This is a genomic window from Variovorax sp. P1_G12, assembly GCF_056405555.1.
Genome location: NZ_JBFUBW010000009.1, coordinates 146,508 through 166,920, shown reverse-complemented (window position 1 = coordinate 166,920; position 20,413 = coordinate 146,508). Strand labels below are relative to the sequence as shown.

The window sequence follows — 20,413 nt, the reverse complement described above, 5'->3', positions numbered from 1 at the left end:
GTAGCCCGCCCACCCCCTACCGGGGGCAATACCAGCGGCCCGGCAAAGCCGGTTCCGCGGTATTCCCCGAAGGGGGTGCGACTCGCTCGCCAGGGCGGCAGGCTAGAGCGGCAGCCGCGCGCTGCTCTTCACTTCTTCCATGACGGCATAGGTGCGGGTCTCGCGCACACCGGGCAGTTGCCACAGCACCGTGCCGGCGAAGGCCCGGTAGGCCGACATGTCGGCCATCCGGGTCTTGAGCAGGTAGTCGAAACCGCCGGCGACCATGTGGCATTCCATGATCTCGTCGCGCGCCTGCACGGCCGCCTTGAACTCGTCGAACACGTTCGGCGTGGTGCGGTCGAGCAGCACCTCGACGAACACCGTGAAGCCGCGGCCGAGCTTGTCGGGGTCGAGCCGGGCCTCGTAGCCGAGGATGAAGCCGTCCCGCGTGAGCCGCTGGACCCGCGCCAGGACCGCCGTGGGCGAGAGCGCGACGGTTTCCGCCAGCCTGAGATTGGAAATGCGGCCGTCTTCCTGAAGAATCTTCAGGATTTTCATGTCGATTCGGTCGAGATCTGGTGTTGGTGCGCTCATCGGATGTGAATTATCCGGTCAAGGCGGCATCCGTTGGTGAACAACTCGGTGGAAGATTCCGGGGCATCGGCGCCTTGCTTGCCGCCGCTGCATAACCGTCAACGCTTCGCGCATAGGTCATGGCGCCCCGGGCTGCGCCGGACTATCGTCGCGGCCGTTCAACAACAAGGATCGCCATGAGTTCTGACCTCTCCTATGTCCAGCCGACCGCCGACAGCCCCTGGGGCACCTATCTCTCGCAGGTCGACCGCGTCGTGCCCTACCTCGGCGGGCTGGCCCGCTGGGTCGAGACGCTCAAGCGCCCCAAGCGCGCGCTGATCGTCGACGTGCCGATCGAGATGGACGACGGCTCGATTGCGCACTTCGAGGGCTACCGCGTGCAGCACAACATGAGCCGCGGCCCGGGCAAGGGCGGCGTGCGCTTCCACCCCGACGTCACGCTCGAGGAAGTGATGGCGCTGTCGGCCTGGATGACGGTCAAGACCGCCGCGGTCAACCTGCCGTACGGTGGCGCCAAGGGCGGCATCCGGGTCGACCCGAAGAAGCTGTCGGAGAAGGAGCTCGAGAAGGTCACGCGCCGCTACACCAGCGAGATCGGCATCATCATCGGCCCGCACACCGACATCCCGGCGCCCGACGTCAACACCAACGCCCAGATCATGGCCTGGATGATGGACACCTACTCGATGAACGTCGGCGGCACCGCCACCGGCGTGGTCACGGGCAAGCCGCTGCACCTGGGCGGCTCGCTGGGCCGGGTCAAGGCCACCGGCCGCGGCGTCTTCGTGACCGGCCGCGAGGCGGCACGCCGTCTCGGGCTCGACCTGCGCGGCGCCCGCATCGCGGTGCAGGGCTTTGGCAACGTGGGTTCGGTGGCGGCCGAGCTGTTCGCCGAGGCCGGCGCGAAGATCGTCGCGGTGCAGGACCACACCGGCACCATCGTCAACGACCAGGGGCTGGACCTCGCGACGCTGGTGCCGCTGTCGCGCACCGATGGCGTGGTCGGCTTCAAGGGCGGCGACGTGATCGCCAACGAGTCCTTCTGGGACGTGGCCTGCGACATCCTGATCCCGGCGGCGCTCGAAGGCCAGATCACGGCCGAGCGGGCCCAGAAGACCCGGGCCAAGCTGGTGCTCGAGGGCGCCAACGGCCCGACCGTGCCGGCCGCCGACGACATCCTGGCCGAGCGCGGCGTGCTGGTGGTGCCCGACGTGATCTGCAACGCCGGCGGCGTGACGGTCAGCTACTTCGAATGGGTCCAGGATTTCTCGTCCTTCTTCTGGGACGAGGACGAGATCAACGTGCGGCTCGACCGCATCATGATGAATGCGCTCAACCACATCTGGGACACCGCCGACAAGCACAAGATCACGCTGCGCACCGCGACCTTCGCGGTGGCCTGCGAGCGGATCCTGATGGCGCGCCAGGAGCGCGGCCTCTACCCGTGACCGGGCGGTCGATCGACGGCGGCGCCTGAACGGGGAACGACGGGGCGTCCGGCATGTCCAAGCGGGGCCGCACTCCTGCGGCTAGCATTCCATGTTCCGCCCCATCCCATGCCCGCCATGCGCTTTCCGTCCCGCCGCGCCGCCGCCGCGCTGCTGCTGTTCTCTTCCCTGGTCGCCGGCTGCAGCCTCGCGCCGCCGCGGCGCGTGTCCTACGAGCCGGAGGGGTTCGACTCCACCACCACCCACACGCGCAGCTATGCCGCCAACGAGGCGCAGACCTGCGAGGCCGCGCGGCGCGCGCTGCTGAGCCAGGGCTACATGATCACGGCGGGGAATGCCGACCTCGTGACCGGCCGCAAGAGCTTCCAGCCGGCGGCGGAGGTGCATGTGGAAGTCGAATTCCGGGTCGTTTGCGCGCGCGAGGGCAATGGCCGCAACGGGGCCCGCAGCACCATCGCCTTCGCCAGCGCGCTGCAGGACCGCTATGGCATCAAGAAGGTCAACAACTCCGCCACCGTGGGGGTGGGCGCGATCGGTTCGCTGTCGCTGCCTTTCAGCTCGAGCGACGACGCCCTGGTCAAGGTGGCGAGCGAGACCCTGACCGACGAGCGCTTCTACGACCGCTTCTTCTCGCTGATCGACCGTTTCCTGCCGGCCGCGACCGAAGGCCGGCCGGTCGAGGCTTCGCCGGTGGTGCCGCCGCAGCCGATGATCGAGGTGCCGCTCAGCCCGGTGCCGCCGTCGCCGACGCGCGGCTGAGCCGGCGCGCCCAACGATCAGGCGGCCGGCGACAAGGAGACCGAACGGGCCGCGTAGGCCGGCAGGCCGGTCAGGCCGCAGAGGCGCTGGAGCACGCCGTAGCCCTGCGCCAGAGCGGCCGAGTAGGTCGCGAACGAGCGCTCGGCGCGCTGCAGCGGTTCGAATCGGCCGTCGTCCCGCACGTCTTCATGGATGACCCAGAAATACGATCCATCGGTCGGCTGCTCCACCAGCAATCCAATCTTCCGCACGCCCATCTTGGTTTCTCAGTATCAAAAAGAATACTTAAGAATGTAATTCGAGGGTGTTAGTTTTCCGCGGGAGAAAAATCACGAAGCACCGCCTTTTTGCGGCGGCCGCGCCATGTCAACGCGCCAGCGTCGACTTGCCGAACAGGCTCTCGATCAGCTCGACCGCGATCTCCGCCGTCCGGTTGCGCACGTCCAGCGCCGGATTGAGTTCGACCACGTCGAGCGAGGCGAGCCGCCCGGTGTCGGCGATCATTTCCATGCAGAGTTGCATTTCGCGCCAGGTCGGGCCGCCGCGCACGCCGGTGCCGACCCCGGGCGCGTAGTCCGGGTCGAGGCAGTCGAGATCGAAGCTGACGTGCAGGTGGGTGTCGTCGTCGACGTCCTGCAGCGCCTCGGTCATGGTGGTGCGCATGCCGTGCTCGTCGATGTGCCGCATGTCGAAGACACCGAGGCCGAGTGCCCGGATCGCCGATTTTTCCTCCGCGTCCACGCTGCGGATGCCGAGGAACCGGATCGCGTCGGGCGCCAGTGCCGCCGGCTCGCCGCTCCAGCCGGTGAGCGCCGCGGGCCCGTGGCCGAGCAGGCAGGAGACCGGCATGCCGTGCATGTTGCCGCTCGGGCTGGTGGTCTCGGTGTTGACGTCGGTGTGGGCATCGAGCCACAGCACGCGCAATTTCTTCCGCCGCTGGCGCGCGTGGCGGGCGATCGCGCTGATGGAGCCGACCGCGATGCAGTGGTCGCCGCCCAGCAGCACGGGCAGCTGCCTGGACTCCAGCGCGAGGTCGACCGCGTCGTAGACCAGGCGGTTCCAGGCCACCACCTCGTCCAGGTGATGCAGCCCTTCGGCCGGCACCTCCCAGGGCGTGCCCGGGCCGCCCAGGTTGCCGCCGTCGATCACCTCGAAACCCAGCCCGGCCAGCGTGTTGGCAAGGCCGGCCACCCGCAGCGCGTCGGGGCCCATGCCGGCGCCGCGGGTGCTGGCGCCGATGTCGGTCGGTGCGCCGATCAGTCGAAGGGTGCGGGTCATGCGCGGGCTCTCCATGCAGGTTGCTGGGCAGCCGCTACGGTAGCGCACGCTCATGGCAAAGTGCAACCCCGACGAGCCTGGTTCCAGAAACACCGCGGAACCGGCTTTGCCGGGCCGCTGGTGTTGCCCCCGGCAGGGGGTGGGAGGGCTACACGCAGTGAGCCCAACCTGGGGGCGAGCAATGGTGCCACCGCGGAACCGGCTTTGCCGGGCCGCTGGTGTTGCCCCCGGCAGGGGGTGGGCGCCCGGACACGAAGTGCCGGGCAACCTGGGGGCGAGCAACAGCTACGGTCTCGTCATCTTGCAGTCGGTGCCTTGGGCCAACTCGTTTCCGGTGTAGATCGCATCCGTGCGGAAGCCGTAGTTCGTGCCTTCCCAGCCCACCTTGACCGTCTTGCCGTCGACCGGCGCGATCGTGTTGACCACCTGCGGCAGCAGCAACTGGTGGTCCTCGGCGCGCATGCGCACCGGACCGACCACCGAATCGAAGCTCAGGTCCTCGAGGGCGCGCGCCACCTTCGGCGTGTCGGTGCTGCCGGCCTTGTTGATGGCGGCGGCCAGCAGGCGCGGCGTCATCTCGATGCGCGGCGCCAGGAAGTCCTTGCCGGTCTTCGCCTTGTAGCTCTTCGCCAGCGCATCGACCTTCGGCGAATCGGCCTCGCCGGGATGCCACTCGGCGACCCAGGTCAGCTGGCCGAGCTTGGCCTGCGACACGGCGAGCACCGTGCCGGGTATCGAGCCCGCGCTGTGGTTGAAGTAGTGCAGGTCGTAGCCCGCATCGCCGGCCGCCTTGAGCAGCAGGGTCATGTCCTGGCCCCAGTTGCCGGTGATGACCGAATCGGCGCCCGACTGCTTGATGTTGGCAAGGTAGGGGGCGAAGTCCTTCACCTTGCCGATGGGATGGAGCGTCTCGCCGACGAACTGGATGTCGGGCCGCGCGAGGCCGACCATCTGCCGGCCGTAGCTGGCCCACTGCTTGCCGTGGGCGTAGTCCTGGTTCAGCAGGTAGACCTTCTTCAATTCCGGGGTCTTCTTGGTGTAGTTGGCGATCGCCTTCATCTTCATCGCCGTGTTGGCCTCGGTCTGGAAATGCCAGAAGCTGCACGCCTTGCCCGTCAGCTCGGGGTCGATCGACGAGTGGTTCAGCACCAGCAGCTCGCGGCCCGGATTGCGCTGGTTCCAGCGGTTGACCGCCTGCACCAGGGCGCTGACCACCGAGGAGCCCGAACCGCCCGTGACGATGGCGCGTGCGCCCTGGTCGATGGCGGCCTGTAGCGCGCTCTGGCTCTCCTGCGCCGACAGCTTGCTGTCGAACTGGAGCAATTGCAGCTTGGTGCCGCCGAGCACGCCGCCTTTGGCGTTGATGTCCTCGATCGCGTACTGCGTGTGCGTGAGCATCAGCTCGCCCACGTTCGCGAACGGTCCCGACAGCGGATCGATGTAGGCGATCTTGTAGGTCTGCTGGGCATGGGCGGCGCCCGCTGCGAGCAGGGCCGTGGCCGCGGCGGGCGCGAGCAGGCGGGGGAATTTCATGGACGGTCTCCGGTCTTGGGTTTCGTGGAAAGAAAGCGGTCCGGCTCAGGTCCGGCGCTCGCGCAGGCCCAGCACCCGCCAGGCGAGCTTCGACAGCTCGGCCACCACCTCGTCGGGCGACAGGCGGCCATCGGGCCGGTACCAGCTGTAGAGGAAGCCGGGCAGGCTCAGCGCGGCGAAGGCGGTGATCTTGGTCTCGCCGAAGTCGAGGTCCCCGTCGCTGCGGGCCTCCTCGAGGAGCGGGAAGAGCTGGTCGTAGAAGTGGCGGGCCAGCTTCTTCTGCGCCGCGAGGTACTCGGGCCGGTAGACCTGCGGCTCCTTGTAGGCGAAGAAGGCGCAGGGGTGATGTGCCACCGTGGCGCGGATGAGCCGCTCGATGCCCTCCTTGACCTTGTCGACGGCCGGGCGCGTGTCGCCGGCGGCGAAGTCCATCGCGGTGAAGCAGTCGACCGCGGGCCGCCACGACAGCGTCTCGAAGATTTCCTGCTTGTCGCGGAAGTAGTAGTACACGAATGGCTTGGTGGCATCGAGCGCGCGCACGATCTGCGCCATCGTCGTGTGGGCGTAGCCCTGCGCGGCGAAGAGCTGCGCCGCGGCCTGCAGGATGCGCTCGCGCTGCACGTCGGTGCCTGCCGTGGCGGTGCGCTGCCGACCGGTGCGTTGCGGCAGGTCGCTTCGCGTGGAAGACGCTTGGCCGCGCTCAGAGGGTTTGTGCTGTGTCGCCGAGGTTATACCCATGGGTAGGATTGTTGGTGCACCATGCGGGGATGGCAAGCGCCAAGCCCTATCGATAACCCTGTGAGAGTGACGCCATGGAGACAATCCAGCTTCCCGACCGCCCGCAGCAGCCGCTGCACGAGTACCTGCGTACGCATGCGCGCGAGCGCGGCGGTCACCCGGCCTGCATCTGGTACGGGCAGGCCCTGAGCTACGCCGAGCTGGATGCCGCGAGCGACGCCTTCGCCGCGCGTCTGCAGGCGATCGGCGTGCGCAAGGGCGAGCCGGTCGTGCTGTTCCTCAACAACTGCCCGCAATATCTCGTCGCGCACTTCGGCATCCAGAAGATCGGCGCCATCGTCTGTCCGAGCGGGCCGCTCAACAAGGAGCACGAGCTGTCCTACCAGGTCAACGACCTCAAGGCCCGCGTGATCGTCGCGGCCTCGTCGCTGCTGCCGGTGGTCGACAAGGTGCGCGCGTCGAGCGCGCTGGCGCATGTGTTCGTCGTGCACTATGCCGACCTGCTGCCCGCCGCGCCCACGCCGGACCTGCCGGCCGAACTGGCCGCGGCGCAACGCGAGCCGCGCGACCTGCCGGCCGGCTGCGAGGACTTCCTCGCGGTGATGCGCAGCGGCCAGCGCCCTGCGCCGGTCGAGGTGTCGCTCGACGACGTGGCGCTCATGACCTACACCTCCGGCACCACCGGCCTGCCCAAGGGCGCGATGCTGAGCTACGGCAACGCCCTCTTCAAGACCCGCGCGGCGGCCGACTGCAACGGCGTCTCGGGCGGCGACGTGCTGCTGTCGATCGCGCCGCTCTATCACATCGCCGGCATGCTGATGGGCGTCAACGTGCCGGTGCTCGCCGGCGCGACCTCGGTGCTGCTGCATCGCTTCGAACCGCGCGCGACGCTGCAGGCCATCGACCGCTACCGGGTCAGCTGGTGGTACAGCATCGCGCCGATGAACGTGGCCTGCATGCACGTGGAAGGCATTGCGGACCTCGACCTGTCGAGCCTGCGCATGAACCCGGTCACCAGCTTCGGCATCGCCTTCACCGAGCCGCTCGCGCAGCAATGGCGCGGCTTCGCGACGAACTGCAGCTCCTTCGAGGCCGCCTACGGCCTGAGCGAGACCCACACCTGCGACACCTATACGCCGCACCACGCGCCACGCTGGGGCACGCAGGGCCTCGCGGTGCCGGGCGTCACGATCCGGATCATCGACACCGACACGGGCGAGGACAAGCCGGCGGGCGAGGTCGGCGAGATCGTGCTCGCCAGCGCGGGTTCCTTCAAGGGCTACTGGAACAAGCCCGAGGCCACGGCCGCGACCCTGCGCGGCGGCTGGGTGCACACCGGCGACATGGGCAAGCTCGATGCCGACGGCTACCTCACCTTCATCGGCCGCTTCAAGGAAATGATCAAGGTCTCGGGCTACAGCGTGTTCCCCGAAGAGGTGGAGACCATCCTCATCAAGCATCCCGCCGTGGCGCAGGCCGCGGTCATCGCGCAAGCCGACCCGGAGAAGGGCGAGGTGGTCAAGGCCTTCGTCGTGAAGAAGCCCGGGGCCACGCTCGATGCCGATGCGCTGATCGCCTGGTCGCGCGAGAACATGGCCAGCTACAAGGCGCCGCGCGCGGTGAGCTTCATCGAGGCCTTGCCCACCACGGGTGCCGGCAAGGTGCTGCGCCGCTTGCTCAAGGACTGACCGGATGATGAAGAAAGTTCTGATTGCCAACCGCGGCGAGATCGCGGTCCGGCTGGTGCGCGCGCTGCGCGACCTCGGCATCGCGAGCGTCGCGGTGCATGCGGCGGACGACGCCACCGCGCTGCATGCGCAGCTGGCCGACACGGCCGTGCCGCTCGCTGCGACCGGGCCTTCGGCCTATCTGGACATTGCGGCACTGATCGCGATCGCGCGTGCGCAGGGCTGCGATGCGGTGCATCCGGGCTACGGTTTCCTGAGCGAACGTGCGGATTTCGCGCAGGCGTGCACCGACGCGGACCTGCGCTTCATCGGTCCGACGCCGGACCAGCTCGCGCTGTTCGGCGACAAGGCGCGGGCGCGGGCGCTGGCCGAGCAGTGCGGCGTACCGGTGATGCCCGGCAGCCCCGCCGCGGTGACGCTGTCCGAAGCGCAGGCTTTCTTCGCGGCACAGCAGGCGGACGGCGCGGGCGTGATGGTCAAGGCCATCGGCGGTGGCGGCGGCCGCGGCATGCGCGCCGTCCTCCTGGCCGACGAACTGCCGCAAGCCCATGCGCGCTGCATGTCCGAAGCCAAGGCCGCGTTCGGCGTCGAGGGCGTCTACGTCGAGCGGCTGATGCGCAACGCACGCCACATCGAGGTCCAGGTACTGGGCGACGGAGAGGCGGTGGCGAGCCTGGGCGAGCGCGAGTGCACGCTGCAGCGGCGTTTCCAGAAGCTGGTCGAGATCGCGCCGAGCCCGTCGCTGCCGCCAGCGCTGCGCGATCAGGTCACGCAGGCCGCGCTGCGCATGGCGAAGGCGGTCGGCTACCAGAGCCTGGGCACCTTCGAATTCCTGGTCGACGACCATTCGGCGACGCTGCCCTTCGTCTTCATCGAAGCCAATCCGCGGTTGCAGGTCGAACACACGGTGACCGAAGCGGTCACCGGCCTCGACCTGGTCCAGCTCCAGATCGGCGTCGCGACCGGCCAGACCCTGGCGGACCTGGGCGTCGATACGCAGCGCACGGCGCCGCAGCGCGGCTTCGCGGTGCAGTGGCGCGTCAACGCCGAGACGCTCGATGCGCAGGGCAGCGCGCGGCCGTCCAGCGGCACGCTGACGCGCTTCGACCTGCCCGCCGGCCCCGGCGTGCGCGTCGATACGCACGGCTATGCCGGCCTCGCGCCCTCTCCGCACTACGACACGCTGCTGGCCAAGCTGATCGTTCAATCGTCGTCGCCGCGCTTCGCCGACGTGGTGCGTCGTTCGCTGCGGGCGCTCGAGGAATGCCACGTCGACGGCATGGCGACCAACCTTGCGCTGCTGCGCGCGATCGCGATGCGGCCCGAGTTCGCGTCGCAGGCGGTGCACACGCGCTTCGTCGAGGCCCACCTGGGCGATCTGCTCGCCGCCGCCGCGCACATCGACGCGACGGTCGCGAAGACGGCGCGGCCTGCGGCCGCCCCTCGCGAGGCGGCAGCATTGCCGCAGGACGAGGAAGACGGCCTCGTGGTGAAGGCGCCGATGCCCGCCAGGCTGGTGCAGTTCGAGGTCGATGTGGGCGACGTGGTGCCGGCGGGCGCACAGCTCGGTGTGCTCGAAGCCATGAAGATGGAGCATCTGCTGCATGCGCCCACGGCCGGCCGCGTCGTCGCGCTGCTGGCGGCGGCGGGCGACTACCTGGTCGAAGGCCAGTCGCTGGTCAGGCTCGAAGAGATGGACGGGCAGGCGGTCGAAGCCGAGGCGCATGCCGAGCGCCATCTCGACGAGATCCGACCCGACCTGCAGAAAGTGATCGACCGCCATGCGCCGACCCTCGATGCCAACCGCGCCGCTGCGGTGGCCAAGCGCCACGCGCAGGGCGGCCGTACCGCGCGCGCCAACATCGCCGATCTTTGCGACTCGGCCGACGACCCGGGCAACTTCACCGAGTACGGCGCGCTCGCGATCGCCGCCCAGACCCGTCGCCGCACGCTCGAGGACCTGATCGCCAACACGCCGGCCGACGGCATGGTGACCGGCATCGGCAGCATCAACGCGAAGCAGTTCGGGCCCGAGAAGTCGCGCTGCGTGGTCATGTCCTACGACTACACCGTGCTGGCGGGTACGCAGGGCATGCGCAACCACCACAAGACCGACCGCATGCTCGGCATCGCGCACCAGCTGCAACTGCCGGTGGTGCTGTTCGCCGAAGGCGGCGGCGGGCGGCCCGGCGACACCGACATGCCGATCGTCGCGGGCCTGAACAACCACACCTTCAGCCAGTTCGCCGCGCTGTCGGGCAAGGTGCCGGTGGTGGGCATCGTGCACGGCCGCTGCTTCGCGGGCAACGCCGCGCTGCTCGGCTGTGCCGACGTGATCATCGCCACCGAGGCGAGCAACATCGGCATGAGCGGCCCGGCCATGATCGAGGGCGGCGGCCTCGGCACCTTCGCGCCCGAGCAGATCGGGCCCAGCAGCGTGCAGTCGCGCAATGGCGTGATCGACATCCTGGTCAAGGACGAGGCCCATGCGGTCGCCGCGGCGAAACAGTACCTTTCGTACTTCCAGGGGCCGACGAGCGATTGGCAATGCGCCGACCCGCGCGCGCTGCGGCAGGCGATCCCCGAGAACCGGCTGCGCGTCTACGACGTGCGCGCCGCGATGCGCGGCGTCGCCGACACCGGCTCGATGCTCGAGCTGCGCGCCGGTTTCGGCGCCGGCATCGTCACGGCGCTGGCGCGCATCGAGGGCAAGCCGGTCGGCTTGCTGGCGAACAACCCGCACCACCTCGGCGGCGCGATCGACGTCGAGGCCGCCGACAAGGCCGCGCGCTTCATGCAGCTGTGTAATGCGCACGGCCTCCCGCTGGTGGCGCTGTGCGACACGCCGGGCTTCATGGTCGGCCCCGAGATCGAGGCGCAGGCGCAGGTGCGCCACGTCTGCCGCATGTTCATGGTGGCCTCGCACCTGCGCGTGCCGTACTTCGCGGTGGTGCTGCGCAAGGGCTACGGCCTGGGCGCGCAGGCCATGACCGCCGGCGGCTTCGACGCCCCGGTGTTCACGGTCGCCTGGCCCACCGGCGAATTCGGTGCGATGGGGCTTGAAGGCGCCGTGCGGCTCGGCTTCCGCAAGGAACTCGAAGCGGCGGCGGTGGGCGCCGAGCGCGATGCGCTGTTCAAGAAGCTGGTCGCACAGCAGTACGCGAACGGCGAGGCGATCCACATGGCGCAGACGCTCGAGATCGACGCGGTCATCGATCCGGCCGACACCCGCGCCTGGCTGGTGCGTGGGCTCGCCTCCGCGTCCGCGGTGCGGCCGTCGGCCACGGCCTACGTCGACACCTGGTGAAAGCCGGACCCGGTTTTTCGTAGACTGTGCGCTTCGCATGAAGCCGCTTTCTCGATGCCTGCCGACGCTGCTGCTGGGCGCCCTGCTGATCGGTGCCCAGGTGCCGGCGCGACCGGCCGATGCCGGCGTGGTGGTGGCCTTTGGCGATTCGATCACCGAGGGCGCGGGGGTCGTCGAGGAGCAAGGGCGCCCGGTCCGCTACCCCGAGCGGCTGGCCGCCAGGCTGCGCGCGAAGCCCGGCGGCGCCGCACCCGTCGCGGTGATCAATGCCGGCATCTCGGGCAACCGCCTGCTGGCCGACGGGGTCGGACCCAAGGGCATCGCCCGGTTCGAGCGCGATGTGCTGGCGCAGCGCGGCGTGACCCATGTCGTGATCCTGCTCGGCATCAACGACATCGGCTTCAGCATGCCGGAAGGCGCCACCGGGCCGATCCGCGGCCAGCCCGCTGCGGATCAGATCGCCGCCGGCCTTCAGTACTTGATCGAGCAGGCGCGCGCGCGCGGGGTCAAGACGCTGCTGGGCACGCTGCCGCCCTTCAAGGGCTCGGCGTACTGGAGCAAAGAGAAAGAATCACGTCGGCAAGCCGTGAACCGCTGGATCCGCGGCCGCCAGGACATCGGCGGGGTGGTGGATTTCGACGCGGCGCTGCGCGACCCCTCCGATCCGCAGGCATTGAATCCGGTCAACGACAGCGGCGACCATCTCCATCCGGGAAATGCGGGCTATGCGGCGATGGCCAACGCGATCGATCTTCGGCTGCTGCTGAAATAGACCTCGGTGCCAGCAGCCAGGCGCTTCATTGGAAGAGCTTGAAGACCAGGGGCATGAGCAGGGCGGCCAGCACGACCTGCATGCCCAGTGCGAGCCCCGCATAGGCGCCGGCATCGGCGTCGACATGCAGCGCGCGGGCGGCGCCGATGCCGTGCGCCGCGGTGCCGAGCCCGAAGCCGCGCGCGGCGAAGCCCGTGGCGTCGGTGCCGATGCGCAGCGCATCGAAGAGGTACTTGGCGGACAGCGCGCCGATCATGCCGGTCAGCACGGCGAACACCGCCGACAGGGCGGGAATGCCGCCGATCTTCTCGGAGATGCCCATGGCGACGGGCGCCGTCACCGACTTGGGCGCGAGCGACAGCACGACGTCGTGCGGCAGGCCCACGGCCCAGCCGAGCGCGACCGCCGAACCGGCGGCGGCAGCGCCGCCGAGCAGCGCGGCGAGCAGCAGGCGGCCGAAGCGCGCCCGCAGTTCGGCGCGCCGCTGCCACAGCGGCCAGGCCAGCGCCACCACGGCCGGTCCGAGCAGGAAATGGATGAATTGGGCGCCGGCGAAATAGGTCGGGTAGTCGACGCGCGTGGCGAGCAGGCCGCCGGCGAGCACGACGACCGACCACAGCACCGGGTTCGCCCAGGGCGCGCCGCCGGCCCTCGTGTAGGCCGCGTTCGCCAGCAGGTAGACGACCAACGTGGCCGTGAGCCCGAACAGCGGGGTGGCCGAGAGGTAGATCCACAGTTCGACGAAGCGCGGCATGCGAGTAGAGCCTTTTCAGGCCCCTAGAGCGGATGGTTCTTCCGGTCGGGCCAGAAGAGCACCAGGGCCGTGACCGCGAGGCCGATCCAGGTCGACAGCGCAATCACCAGCAGCATGCGCCCGCCGTACTGGCCGAGCAGCGCGAGGTGCGTCATGACGCCGACGCCGACCGGCACGAACAGCAGCGAAAGATGCGCCAGCAGGAAGCTGGCGCATTCGGACACCGGCTCGCGCACGGCGGCGAAACGCAGCCCCGCGAGCATCAGCATCATCCCGAGCACCGGGCCCGGCAGCGGCAGCGACAGGCCGCGCGAGAGCAGTTCGCCGACCGACTGGAATACCAGCAGCCAGGCCATTCCGCGCAGGCCGTTCATCGAGGGTGGCGCTTACTGGCTCGGCAGGCGCCGGATCGTGTCGACGTCGACCTGGGGCGAGGTCATGAAGTCCTTTTCGACTTCGCCGAGGAGCTCGACGCGGGTCTTCTCGTCGATGGTTTCGCGCGGGAAGATCTTGTCGTCGATCTCGACACGGATGGTGCCGGTGCCGTCGCTGAACTCGTACTTCTCATGGCCCACCTTCTTGAGCAGCACGCCTTGCAGCAGGACCTGCTGGTCGTCCTTGCCGGTCTTCAGCACAGTGGCCACCGTGGTCAGCTGCGTGCCCGAGGGGCCCACGTACTGGGCCATGGCGATGCCGGCAGTGCCGACGGCCAGCAGCGCGAGAAGGTAGTGTTTCCAGGTCCGCATGAGATGTCCTTTTTTTTGTCGATCGTGCGAGTCGCCATCACTGTACGACACGACGAATGCGGTTCGTGCCTTCAACGGAACACGACGGTGCGGTGCCCGTTCAGGAGCACCCGGTGCTCGCTGTGCCACTTCACGGCCCGCGCCAGCACCTGGCTCTCGGTATCGCGGCCGCGGGCCGTGAGGTCCTCGACCGTGTCGGTGTGGTCGGCGCGCTCCACGTCCTGCTCGATGATCGGGCCTTCGTCGAGGTCGGCGGTCACGTAGTGGGCGGTGGCGCCGATCAGCTTCACGCCGCGGTCGTGCGCCTGGTAGTAGGGCTTGGCGCCCTTGAAGCTCGGCAGGAACGAGTGGTGGATGTTGATGGCGCGGCCGGCCAGCTTGCCGCACAGGTCGTTGCTGAGGATCTGCATGTAGCGCGCCAGCACCACCAGTTCGGCGCCTTCGGCCTCGATGATCTCCAGTTGCTTCGCTTCGCCCTGCGCCTTGTTCGCGGCGGTCACCGGAATGTGGTGGAAGGGGACGTTGTAGCTCGCGGCCAGCTGGTAGAACTCGCGGTGGTTCGAGATGATGGCGCGCACGTCGATCGCCAGCAGACCGCTCTTCCAGCGGAACAGCAGGTCGTTGAGGCAGTGGCCTTCCTTGCTGACCAGGATCACGGTCTTCATCGGTTCGGCGGCGGCGTGCAGCTTCCAGCGCATGCCGAATTCGGCCGCGAGGGTGGCGATCTGCTCGCGCAACTGGGCTTCACCCTGCTCGCAGGCGAAGCGCACGCGCATGAAGAACAGGCCGGTGTGGTGGTCGTTGTACTGCGCCGCTTCTTCGATGTTGCCGCCGCGCTCGAGCAGGAAGCCGGAGACGGCGTGGACGATGCCGGTGCGATCGGGGCAGGAGAGGGTGAGGATGTACGCGGGGTTCATAAGGCCCGCCATTGTCGCAGGGCCCGCCGGCGCGGCCGCCTGGTGCCAAAATGCCCACTTCCCCGCCGCCAGACCCAACCTCGCAGGAGTGACTTCATGGCCTTCAACGACGACTTCAGCATGGACAACCAGTGGTTGCCCTTCACCCCCAACCGTTCGTTCAAGAAGGATCCACGGGTCTTCGTGGCGGCCGACGGGATGGAATTCACCACCCACGACGGCCGCAAGGTGATCGACGGCATCTCCTCGCTGTGGTGCGTGGGCGCAGGCCACAACCGCAAGCCGATCAACGAGGCGATCAAGAAGCAGCTCGACACGCTCGACTACGCGACCGCGTTCCAGGTCAGCAACGACCGCGCTTTCAAGGCGGCCGAGACGATCGCCGCGATGGCGCCGGGCGACCTCAACAAGGTGCTGTTTTGCAACTCGGGCAGCGAAGCGGCCGACACCTCGATGAAGGTCGCGCTGGCCTACCACCGCGCCCGGGGCGAGGGGCACCGCAACGTCTTCATCGGCCGCGAGAAGGGCTACCACGGGGTCGGTTTCGGCGGCATGTCGGTCGGCGGCATTCCGGGCAACCGCAAGGTGTTCGGCTCGGCTTTCCTGCCGCGCGTGGACCACATGCGATTCATCCACGACCCGGTGAATCACGCCTACATCCACAACCAGGAGCCGGTCTGGGCCGAGGATCCGCTGGCCGAGCTCGAGCAGCGCATCCTGCCGCTGCACGACCCGAGCAACGTGGCGGCCATCATCGTGGAGCCGGTCGCGGGCTCGGCCGGCTGGTATCTGCCGCCCAAGGGCTACCTGCAGAAGCTGCGCGAGATCTGCGACAAGCACGGCATCCTGCTGATCTTCGACGAGGTCATCACGGGCTTCGGACGCATGGGCACCAATTTCGCGTCGGACTTCTACAGCGTCGTGCCCGACATGCTGAATTTCGCCAAATGCGTGACCAACGGCGTGATTCCGCTCGGCGGCGTGATCTGCCGCGACAAGCTCTACGACGAGATGATGAAGACCTCGGCGCCCGAGCACGTGGTGGAGTTCTTCCATGGCTACACCTATTCGGGCCACCCGGTGGCCTGCGCGGCCGCCCTCGCGACGCTGGAGCTGTTCGAGAAGGAGCAGCTGTTCGCGCGCGCCGGCGAAATGGGCAAGGTGCTGGGCGATGCCTTCCACAGCGCGTTCAAGGGCCTGCCCAACGTGGTGGGTATTCGAAGCCTGGGCCTGGCCGCGGCGGTCGAGTTGGCGCCGATCGCCGGCGCGCCGGGCAAGCGCGCCTACGACATCTTCCTGGACTGCTATCACAAGGGCGCGCTGGTGCGGCCCGCGGGTGACGTGCTGGTGATTGCGCCGCCCTACATCGTCGAGAAGTCGCACATCGACACGCTGGTCAACACGCTGGCGGATTCGATCAGGAAGAACGCTTGACGCCGGCGCAGTAGTCCTTCCCGGGCAGCGCGGGGGTCAGCCAGACGGCGTCGAAGGCGCCGGGGCCCATGTCGGAATCCCCCGCCTGCATCTTCACCGCCTTGACCGAGACGTCGGTCGGCAGGTGCTGGGGAACGCCGAGCAACTTGTTGCTGTGGCCGGCGCCGCTCACCAGCAGCACCGTCTTGCCCGGCACCTTCGCCTTGATCACGGCCTGCGCCATGGCGCGGTCGCGGGCGATCTGGATCCGGGTCATCGGCACGATCTGCGACTCGGGCAGAAGATTGCAGTGGCCGCTGCGCACGGCCTCCTGCTGGGCGGTGCGCGCACCGTCCGACAGCTGGGCATCGAGCGACACGTCGGCCATCGCATCCTTCATGTGGGCGCGCCGCAGGTTGGCGCCGATCACGGGCACGCCAGCGCGCACCGCGGCCATCACCACCGGACCGTAGGCGGTCCAGGGCCAACCCTTGTCGTTCCAGCTCAGCGCGGCCTGCACTTGCATTTCGGTTGCATCGGCCGGCAACTGGTTTGTGCTGCTGCCTTCTTCGACCATCTCCAGTGCAACGACGGCCAATCGGCCGCTTTGCACCAGGGCCTCGACGGTTTCACGCTCGATCTGCTGGTGTTCCGCGGCATCGTGCTGTTCGCCCAGCAACAGGGCGTCGGCCGGCATCTGCGCCGCCACGCGGCGGGCGACCGGTTCTCCGGTGCCGGTGGTGGGGCGGGGCGTCGTGCAGGCCGCCAGCAAGGCGGCGCCGAGGACCAGCGCCACACGAGCCGGATGACGAAGAGAAGAGGAGGGTGCGAGGGGGCGTCGAAGCGTCATCCCGCGATGCTACTGGCCGCCGGTATCCTTCAGTGCACCAGGACCGGAGTGTGCGCCAACTCGGCGTAGCCTTCGAGCGTGTCCTCGACCTCTTCCTGGGTCGGGGTGTTGAGTTGCCAGGCGGCGATCTGCTGCTGGAACAGTTCCGCCCAGGAGCCGTCGAGGTAGACCTCCTTGCCGGAGCGCTTGTCGACGATCTCGAAGCCATGGCGCGCCAGCACCGGCAGGTGGGGCGCCGCGGGCACCTCGCCTTCGGTCGGCTGCACGTGCACGACGACGAAGGAGTCGGAGTCGTAGAGCATTTGCATGGCGGGTCCTGTCAGGATGTCGATGGCATTCATGATGCTTAGATAGCAATCAACGCGCCAGTTTCAATATCCATCGTTGTTTTGTAGGCGGGCGCCTTTTTCTGCCTGTTTTTCAGGGATTGGAGGCGCGCAATGGCACCTGGTTTCGCATCTGCAGGTCGATGAAGTCGCCGTTGGTCTGGGTTTGCTTGATGCGCACCGGCAGCCAGCCCAGCGCCGGGGCCAGCCACAGCTCGATCCTGTCGTCGAAGGGCTTGCGTGGGTTGCGCGTGAGCTTGCGGGTCTGGAAATCGCCGGCGGGCACGCTGAGCGCCTCCTCGCCTTCGACGTTGAAGGTCCAGATCTCGGCGTCCCGCGGTCCGACCGTTTGCACCGCGATCACGGCACCGGGCGGGTAGCGTGCCGAATCGCCGGCCAGCAGGCCGCCGAGCTGCAGCACCACGCTGAGCCGGTCCTGCGCACCGGCCAGGAGCATCTCGCTCGGTACGTTGCTGCTGAACACGACCAGCCCCTTGTCGCGGTCGAAAAGGGAGGTGACTTCGGCCTTGCGCCTGTCGGAGAAGCGCAGGGGTTCGATGCCGGTCGGACCGATGCTTCCGGTGCTGCGCTGGCTGCGCAGGGTCTTGAAGAGGAAGGTCCACGACAGCGTCGCGTCGTAGTGGCTGCCGTCCTGCAGCCAGACGAGCTCGCCGAACACGCCCTGCAGGGGCTGCGCCCCCTGCTGGGCGGTGGCCGCGAACGCCAGCCGGACCGAGCCCGAAATCTGCAGCGCCACCGGGCCGGCGATGGTGCCGGCCGTCTCGCCGCCGCCTGCTCCGCCTCCACCGGATGCCCCGGATGCACCGGATGTGGGCGCACCGGCCGTCGCTTCGGGCGCCTGTGCGTCGCCGCCGTCGATTGCGGCCTGGGCGATGAGGTCGTTCGGCGGCGCCTCGGGCGGCATCGAAGCGGCGGCGGCCGGCGTGGGGGCCGGCTCCACCGCCGGGCGGGGCCGAGCTGCGGGCCGCGGCCGCACGGGGCGGGGCGGCGGTGGTGCAGGCGTGACCACCACCGCCGCCGCAGCAGCCGGCTCGGGCGCCGGCGGCGGCGCGACCACGATGCTGCGCGTGATGAAGGTGTTGGCGAGCGGAGAGGGGCGCGGGCCCGTGACCGGTGGCGTCAGCCCCAGCAAGGCCAGGTGGGCCAGCACCACGGCCGCAGTCAGCAGCGCGAGCCCGCGCCAGGGTGGGCGCGGAGCGTCGGGGGCATCGGGCAGGGCTGCGGGAAGCATCGGGGATGGAGCGGACGCCGGCCCAGAGGTTCACCTCGGTACACTGCCGCCCGTCCAACCAGTTTAGTAGCGATGCCGAGCCGGCACTCGCCGCCACCCATGAAACTCGCCACCCTCAAAGACGGTTCCCGCGACGGCCAGCTCGTCGTCGTTTCGCGCGACCTCGTCAGCGCCCACTACGCCACCGGCATCGCCAGCCGCATGCAGCAGGTGCTCGACGACTGGGGCTTCATGAGCCCGCAGCTGCAGGACCTCTACGACGCACTCAACGGCGGGCGGGCCCGGCACGCCTTTCCCTTCGATCCGGCGCAGTGCATGGCGCCGCTGCCGAGGGCCTACCAGTGGGCCGACGGCTCGGTCTACCTCAACCACGTCGAACTGGTTCGCAAGGCGCGCAACGCCGAAGTGCCCGAGAGCTTCTACACCGACCCGCTGATGTACCAGGGCGGCAGCGATGACTTCATCGGCCCCTGCGACCCGGTGGTGGTCGCCAGCGAGGCCTTCGGCATCGACTTCGAGGCCGAGATCGCGGTCGTCACCGGCGACGTCAGGATGGGCGCCACCCCGGCGCAGGCGCTCGACGGCATCCGCCTCGTGATGCTGGCCAACGACGTCAGCCTGCGCAACTTGATCCCAGCCGAACTGGCCAAGGGCTTCGGCTTCTTCCAGAGCAAGCCCGCGACCGCCTTCAGCCCGGTCGCGGTCACCCCGGACGAGCTGGGCGACGCCTGGCAGGGCGGCCGCGTGCACCTGGCGCTGCAGAGCACCTGGAACGGCCGCAAGGTCGGCATGTGCGATGCGGGCGAGGAGATGACCTTCCACTTCGGGCAATTGATTGCCCACATCGCCAAGACCCGCAACGTGCGCGCCGGCAGCATCGTCGGCAGCGGCACGGTGAGCAACAAGGGCGTCGAGAAGAAGGGCGGCATGGACTGGCCCAAGGGCTACAGCTGCATCGCCGAGAAGCGCTGCATCGAGACCATCCAGGACGGCCAGCCCAGCACCGAGTTCATGAAGTACGGCGACACCATCAAGATCGAGATGAAGGGCCGCGACGGACAGTCGGTCTTCGGCGCGATCGACCAGGAAGTGGTGGCCCCGGCGGCGGCGAGGTAGCCGCGCTCAGGCCGGCGCCGGGCCGCCCCAAGCCGGCCTGCGGCCCCCTTGGGGGGCAGCGACCCACACGCAGTGGGGGAGCGTGGGGGCTCTCAGGCCCGCGCGCCCCGCAGCAGTTCCTTCAGGCTCCGTATCCCCAGCCGCCGGAACGCCCGGTACTGGTGGGTGCGCACGGTCGTGAGCTCGATGCCGATCTCGCGCGCCGTCTCCTTGGCGGTCTTGCCGGCCAGCAAGTGGCCGACCACCTCGCGCTCGCGCAGGCTCAGGCCCAGCAGGCGCGATGCCAGCGCCGGCTCCGCGGCCTCCCGGACAGCGACTGCGCTGCGCGCATGGGCGGCGGTGGCGTCGGCGAGCAGTGCGGCGTGGGTTTCGAGCAGCGCGAAATCCGCAGCGCCGAAATCGGGCTGGGCGAGGCTGCGGTAGAAGCTCACGGCCGCCCGCTGGCCGGTCGGCAGCAGAAGCAGCACCGAGCTGCGCTCCCGGATGCCGACATCGCCGTAGCACGCGGCCCGGTAGGCCGGGTCTTCCACCTCCTCGGCCCGATGGTGGCCGAGCCAGATCTGCGGGCCCTTGGGCAGCTTGCGAGCGGCCAGCCAGGCCATGTGGGGGTCCAGCCGGTCGAAGCGCTCGGCCACGTAGCGCTCGGCGGTGCGCTCGGCCGTGTGGCCATAGGTGCTGGCGGCCGAGACGGTTTCGATGCGGCCGTTGGCGCTCGCCGCGAACACGGTGCAGAAGGTCACGGGCAGCACGCGCTGCATCGCCGTCAGGTAGCTGGCGGCCAGGTGCGGCGTGCCGATGCCCGCGAGCACGTCGCAGACGACGGGCGCTGACAGGGCCTGGCCGGCGGCACGGACGGGCCAGCGTTTCATTGCGATTTAGGGGTTAACACTTCGTACGAAGTTACGACATCGGCGTCGCAGCTGCATCAGGACAATCCCGT

General features: G+C 69.0%; 20 protein-coding genes. 7 read left to right on the top strand and 13 right to left on the bottom strand.

Translation table 11 applies throughout. The features are described 5' to 3' along the window. Window positions 1-102: 102 nt before the first annotated feature. Window positions 103-576 (bottom strand): Lrp/AsnC ligand binding domain-containing protein, encoded by a 474-nt coding sequence (locus AC1D2O_RS12770; protein WP_478090657.1) that lies wholly within the window; start codon window positions 574-576, stop codon window positions 103-105. A gap of 176 nt (window positions 577-752) precedes the next feature. Between AC1D2O_RS12770 and AC1D2O_RS12765 the strand changes: the two genes are divergently transcribed. Both AC1D2O_RS12765 and AC1D2O_RS12760 read left to right on the top strand, forming a co-directional pair. Then, window positions 753-2,024: a Glu/Leu/Phe/Val family dehydrogenase gene (locus AC1D2O_RS12765; RefSeq protein WP_478090658.1), complete on the top strand. Its 1,272-nt coding sequence runs from the start codon at window positions 753-755 to the stop codon at window positions 2,022-2,024. Window positions 2,025-2,132: 108 nt separating this feature from the next. Then, entirely contained in the window at window positions 2,133-2,783 is a 651-nt protein-coding gene (locus AC1D2O_RS12760) for a DUF2242 domain-containing protein (protein WP_478157116.1), read from the top strand. Between the two features lie 17 nt (window positions 2,784-2,800). Here AC1D2O_RS12760 and AC1D2O_RS12755 read toward each other — a convergent pair whose 3' ends face one another. The 4 genes from AC1D2O_RS12755 to AC1D2O_RS12740 all read right to left on the bottom strand — a co-directional run bounded on the left by AC1D2O_RS12755 (window position 2,801) and on the right by AC1D2O_RS12740 (window position 6,332). Then, complete coding sequence (locus tag AC1D2O_RS12755; protein ID WP_478090660.1) at window positions 2,801-3,040, bottom strand: hypothetical protein; 240 nt, start codon at window positions 3,038-3,040, stop codon at window positions 2,801-2,803. Between the two features lie 109 nt (window positions 3,041-3,149). Further along, on the bottom strand, window positions 3,150-4,061 hold the full coding sequence (rocF, locus tag AC1D2O_RS12750; RefSeq protein ID WP_478090661.1) for an arginase: 912 nt from the start codon (window positions 4,059-4,061) through the stop codon (window positions 3,150-3,152). A gap of 285 nt (window positions 4,062-4,346) precedes the next feature. Then, window positions 4,347-5,594 carry a branched-chain amino acid ABC transporter substrate-binding protein gene (locus AC1D2O_RS12745; protein ID WP_478090662.1) on the bottom strand — a complete coding sequence of 416 codons (1,248 nt, stop codon included), beginning with the start codon at window positions 5,592-5,594 and terminating at the stop codon, window positions 4,347-4,349. Window positions 5,595-5,639: 45 nt separating this feature from the next. After that, window positions 5,640-6,332, bottom strand: a complete 693-nt coding sequence (locus AC1D2O_RS12740) for a TetR/AcrR family transcriptional regulator (RefSeq protein WP_478157114.1) — start codon at window positions 6,330-6,332, stop codon at window positions 5,640-5,642. 74 nt (window positions 6,333-6,406) lie between these two features. Between AC1D2O_RS12740 and AC1D2O_RS12735 the strand changes: the two genes are divergently transcribed. From AC1D2O_RS12735 to AC1D2O_RS12725, 3 genes are read left to right on the top strand one after another with little or no spacing between them, the layout of a single operon-like run. Then, complete coding sequence (locus tag AC1D2O_RS12735; RefSeq protein ID WP_478090664.1) at window positions 6,407-8,020, top strand: AMP-binding protein; 1,614 nt, start codon at window positions 6,407-6,409, stop codon at window positions 8,018-8,020. Between the two features lie 4 nt (window positions 8,021-8,024). After that, complete coding sequence (locus tag AC1D2O_RS12730; protein WP_478157113.1) at window positions 8,025-11,327, top strand: acetyl-CoA carboxylase family protein; 3,303 nt, start codon at window positions 8,025-8,027, stop codon at window positions 11,325-11,327. A 37-nt stretch (window positions 11,328-11,364) separates the two neighbouring features. Beyond that, complete coding sequence (locus tag AC1D2O_RS12725; RefSeq protein WP_478091457.1) at window positions 11,365-12,099, top strand: SGNH/GDSL hydrolase family protein; 735 nt, start codon at window positions 11,365-11,367, stop codon at window positions 12,097-12,099. 25 nt (window positions 12,100-12,124) lie between these two features. Here the strand turns inward: AC1D2O_RS12725 and AC1D2O_RS12720 are convergent, their stop codons facing one another. From AC1D2O_RS12720 to purU, 4 genes are all read right to left on the bottom strand, one after another. Next, the gene (locus AC1D2O_RS12720; protein WP_478091455.1) at window positions 12,125-12,853 is read right to left on the bottom strand and encodes an LrgB family protein; all 729 of its coding nucleotides are present in this window, start codon (window positions 12,851-12,853) and stop codon (window positions 12,125-12,127) included. 23 nt (window positions 12,854-12,876) lie between these two features. Next, window positions 12,877-13,227 (bottom strand): CidA/LrgA family protein, encoded by a 351-nt coding sequence (locus AC1D2O_RS12715; protein ID WP_478091453.1) that lies wholly within the window; start codon window positions 13,225-13,227, stop codon window positions 12,877-12,879. A 12-nt stretch (window positions 13,228-13,239) separates the two neighbouring features. Then, the gene (locus tag AC1D2O_RS12710) at window positions 13,240-13,599 is read right to left on the bottom strand and encodes a YgiW/YdeI family stress tolerance OB fold protein (protein WP_478091452.1); all 360 of its coding nucleotides are present in this window, start codon (window positions 13,597-13,599) and stop codon (window positions 13,240-13,242) included. A gap of 71 nt (window positions 13,600-13,670) precedes the next feature. After that, a complete protein-coding gene (gene purU / locus AC1D2O_RS12705) occupies window positions 13,671-14,516 on the bottom strand; it encodes a formyltetrahydrofolate deformylase (RefSeq protein WP_478091450.1) in 846 nt (281 codons plus the stop codon). Window positions 14,517-14,612: 96 nt separating this feature from the next. Between purU and aptA the strand changes: the two genes are divergently transcribed. Continuing rightward, the gene (gene aptA, locus AC1D2O_RS12700; RefSeq protein WP_478091448.1) at window positions 14,613-15,950 is read left to right on the top strand and encodes an omega-aminotransferase AptA; all 1,338 of its coding nucleotides are present in this window, start codon (window positions 14,613-14,615) and stop codon (window positions 15,948-15,950) included. Here the strand turns inward: aptA and AC1D2O_RS12695 are convergent. From AC1D2O_RS12695 to AC1D2O_RS12685, 3 genes are all read right to left on the bottom strand, one after another. Continuing rightward, window positions 15,934-16,779 (bottom strand): ChaN family lipoprotein, encoded by an 846-nt coding sequence (locus AC1D2O_RS12695; RefSeq protein WP_478091446.1) that lies wholly within the window; start codon window positions 16,777-16,779, stop codon window positions 15,934-15,936. The genes aptA and AC1D2O_RS12695 overlap by 17 nt on opposite strands. Window positions 16,780-16,808: 29 nt before the next feature. After that, window positions 16,809-17,087 (bottom strand): BTH_I0359 family protein, encoded by a 279-nt coding sequence (locus AC1D2O_RS12690; protein WP_478091445.1) that lies wholly within the window; start codon window positions 17,085-17,087, stop codon window positions 16,809-16,811. Window positions 17,088-17,199: 112 nt separating this feature from the next. Next, on the bottom strand, window positions 17,200-18,357 hold the full coding sequence (locus tag AC1D2O_RS12685; protein WP_478157112.1) for a DUF3108 domain-containing protein: 1,158 nt from the start codon (window positions 18,355-18,357) through the stop codon (window positions 17,200-17,202). Window positions 18,358-18,456: 99 nt separating this feature from the next. On the opposite strand from AC1D2O_RS12685, the gene AC1D2O_RS12680 reads away from it, so the two are divergent. Beyond that, the gene (locus AC1D2O_RS12680) at window positions 18,457-19,473 is read left to right on the top strand and encodes a fumarylacetoacetate hydrolase family protein (protein ID WP_478092567.1); all 1,017 of its coding nucleotides are present in this window, start codon (window positions 18,457-18,459) and stop codon (window positions 19,471-19,473) included. A gap of 92 nt (window positions 19,474-19,565) precedes the next feature. Here AC1D2O_RS12680 and AC1D2O_RS12675 read toward each other — a convergent pair whose 3' ends face one another. Continuing rightward, window positions 19,566-20,342, bottom strand: a complete 777-nt coding sequence (locus AC1D2O_RS12675; protein ID WP_478092569.1) for a LuxR C-terminal-related transcriptional regulator — start codon at window positions 20,340-20,342, stop codon at window positions 19,566-19,568. Between the last annotated feature and the right edge of the window lie 71 nt (window positions 20,343-20,413).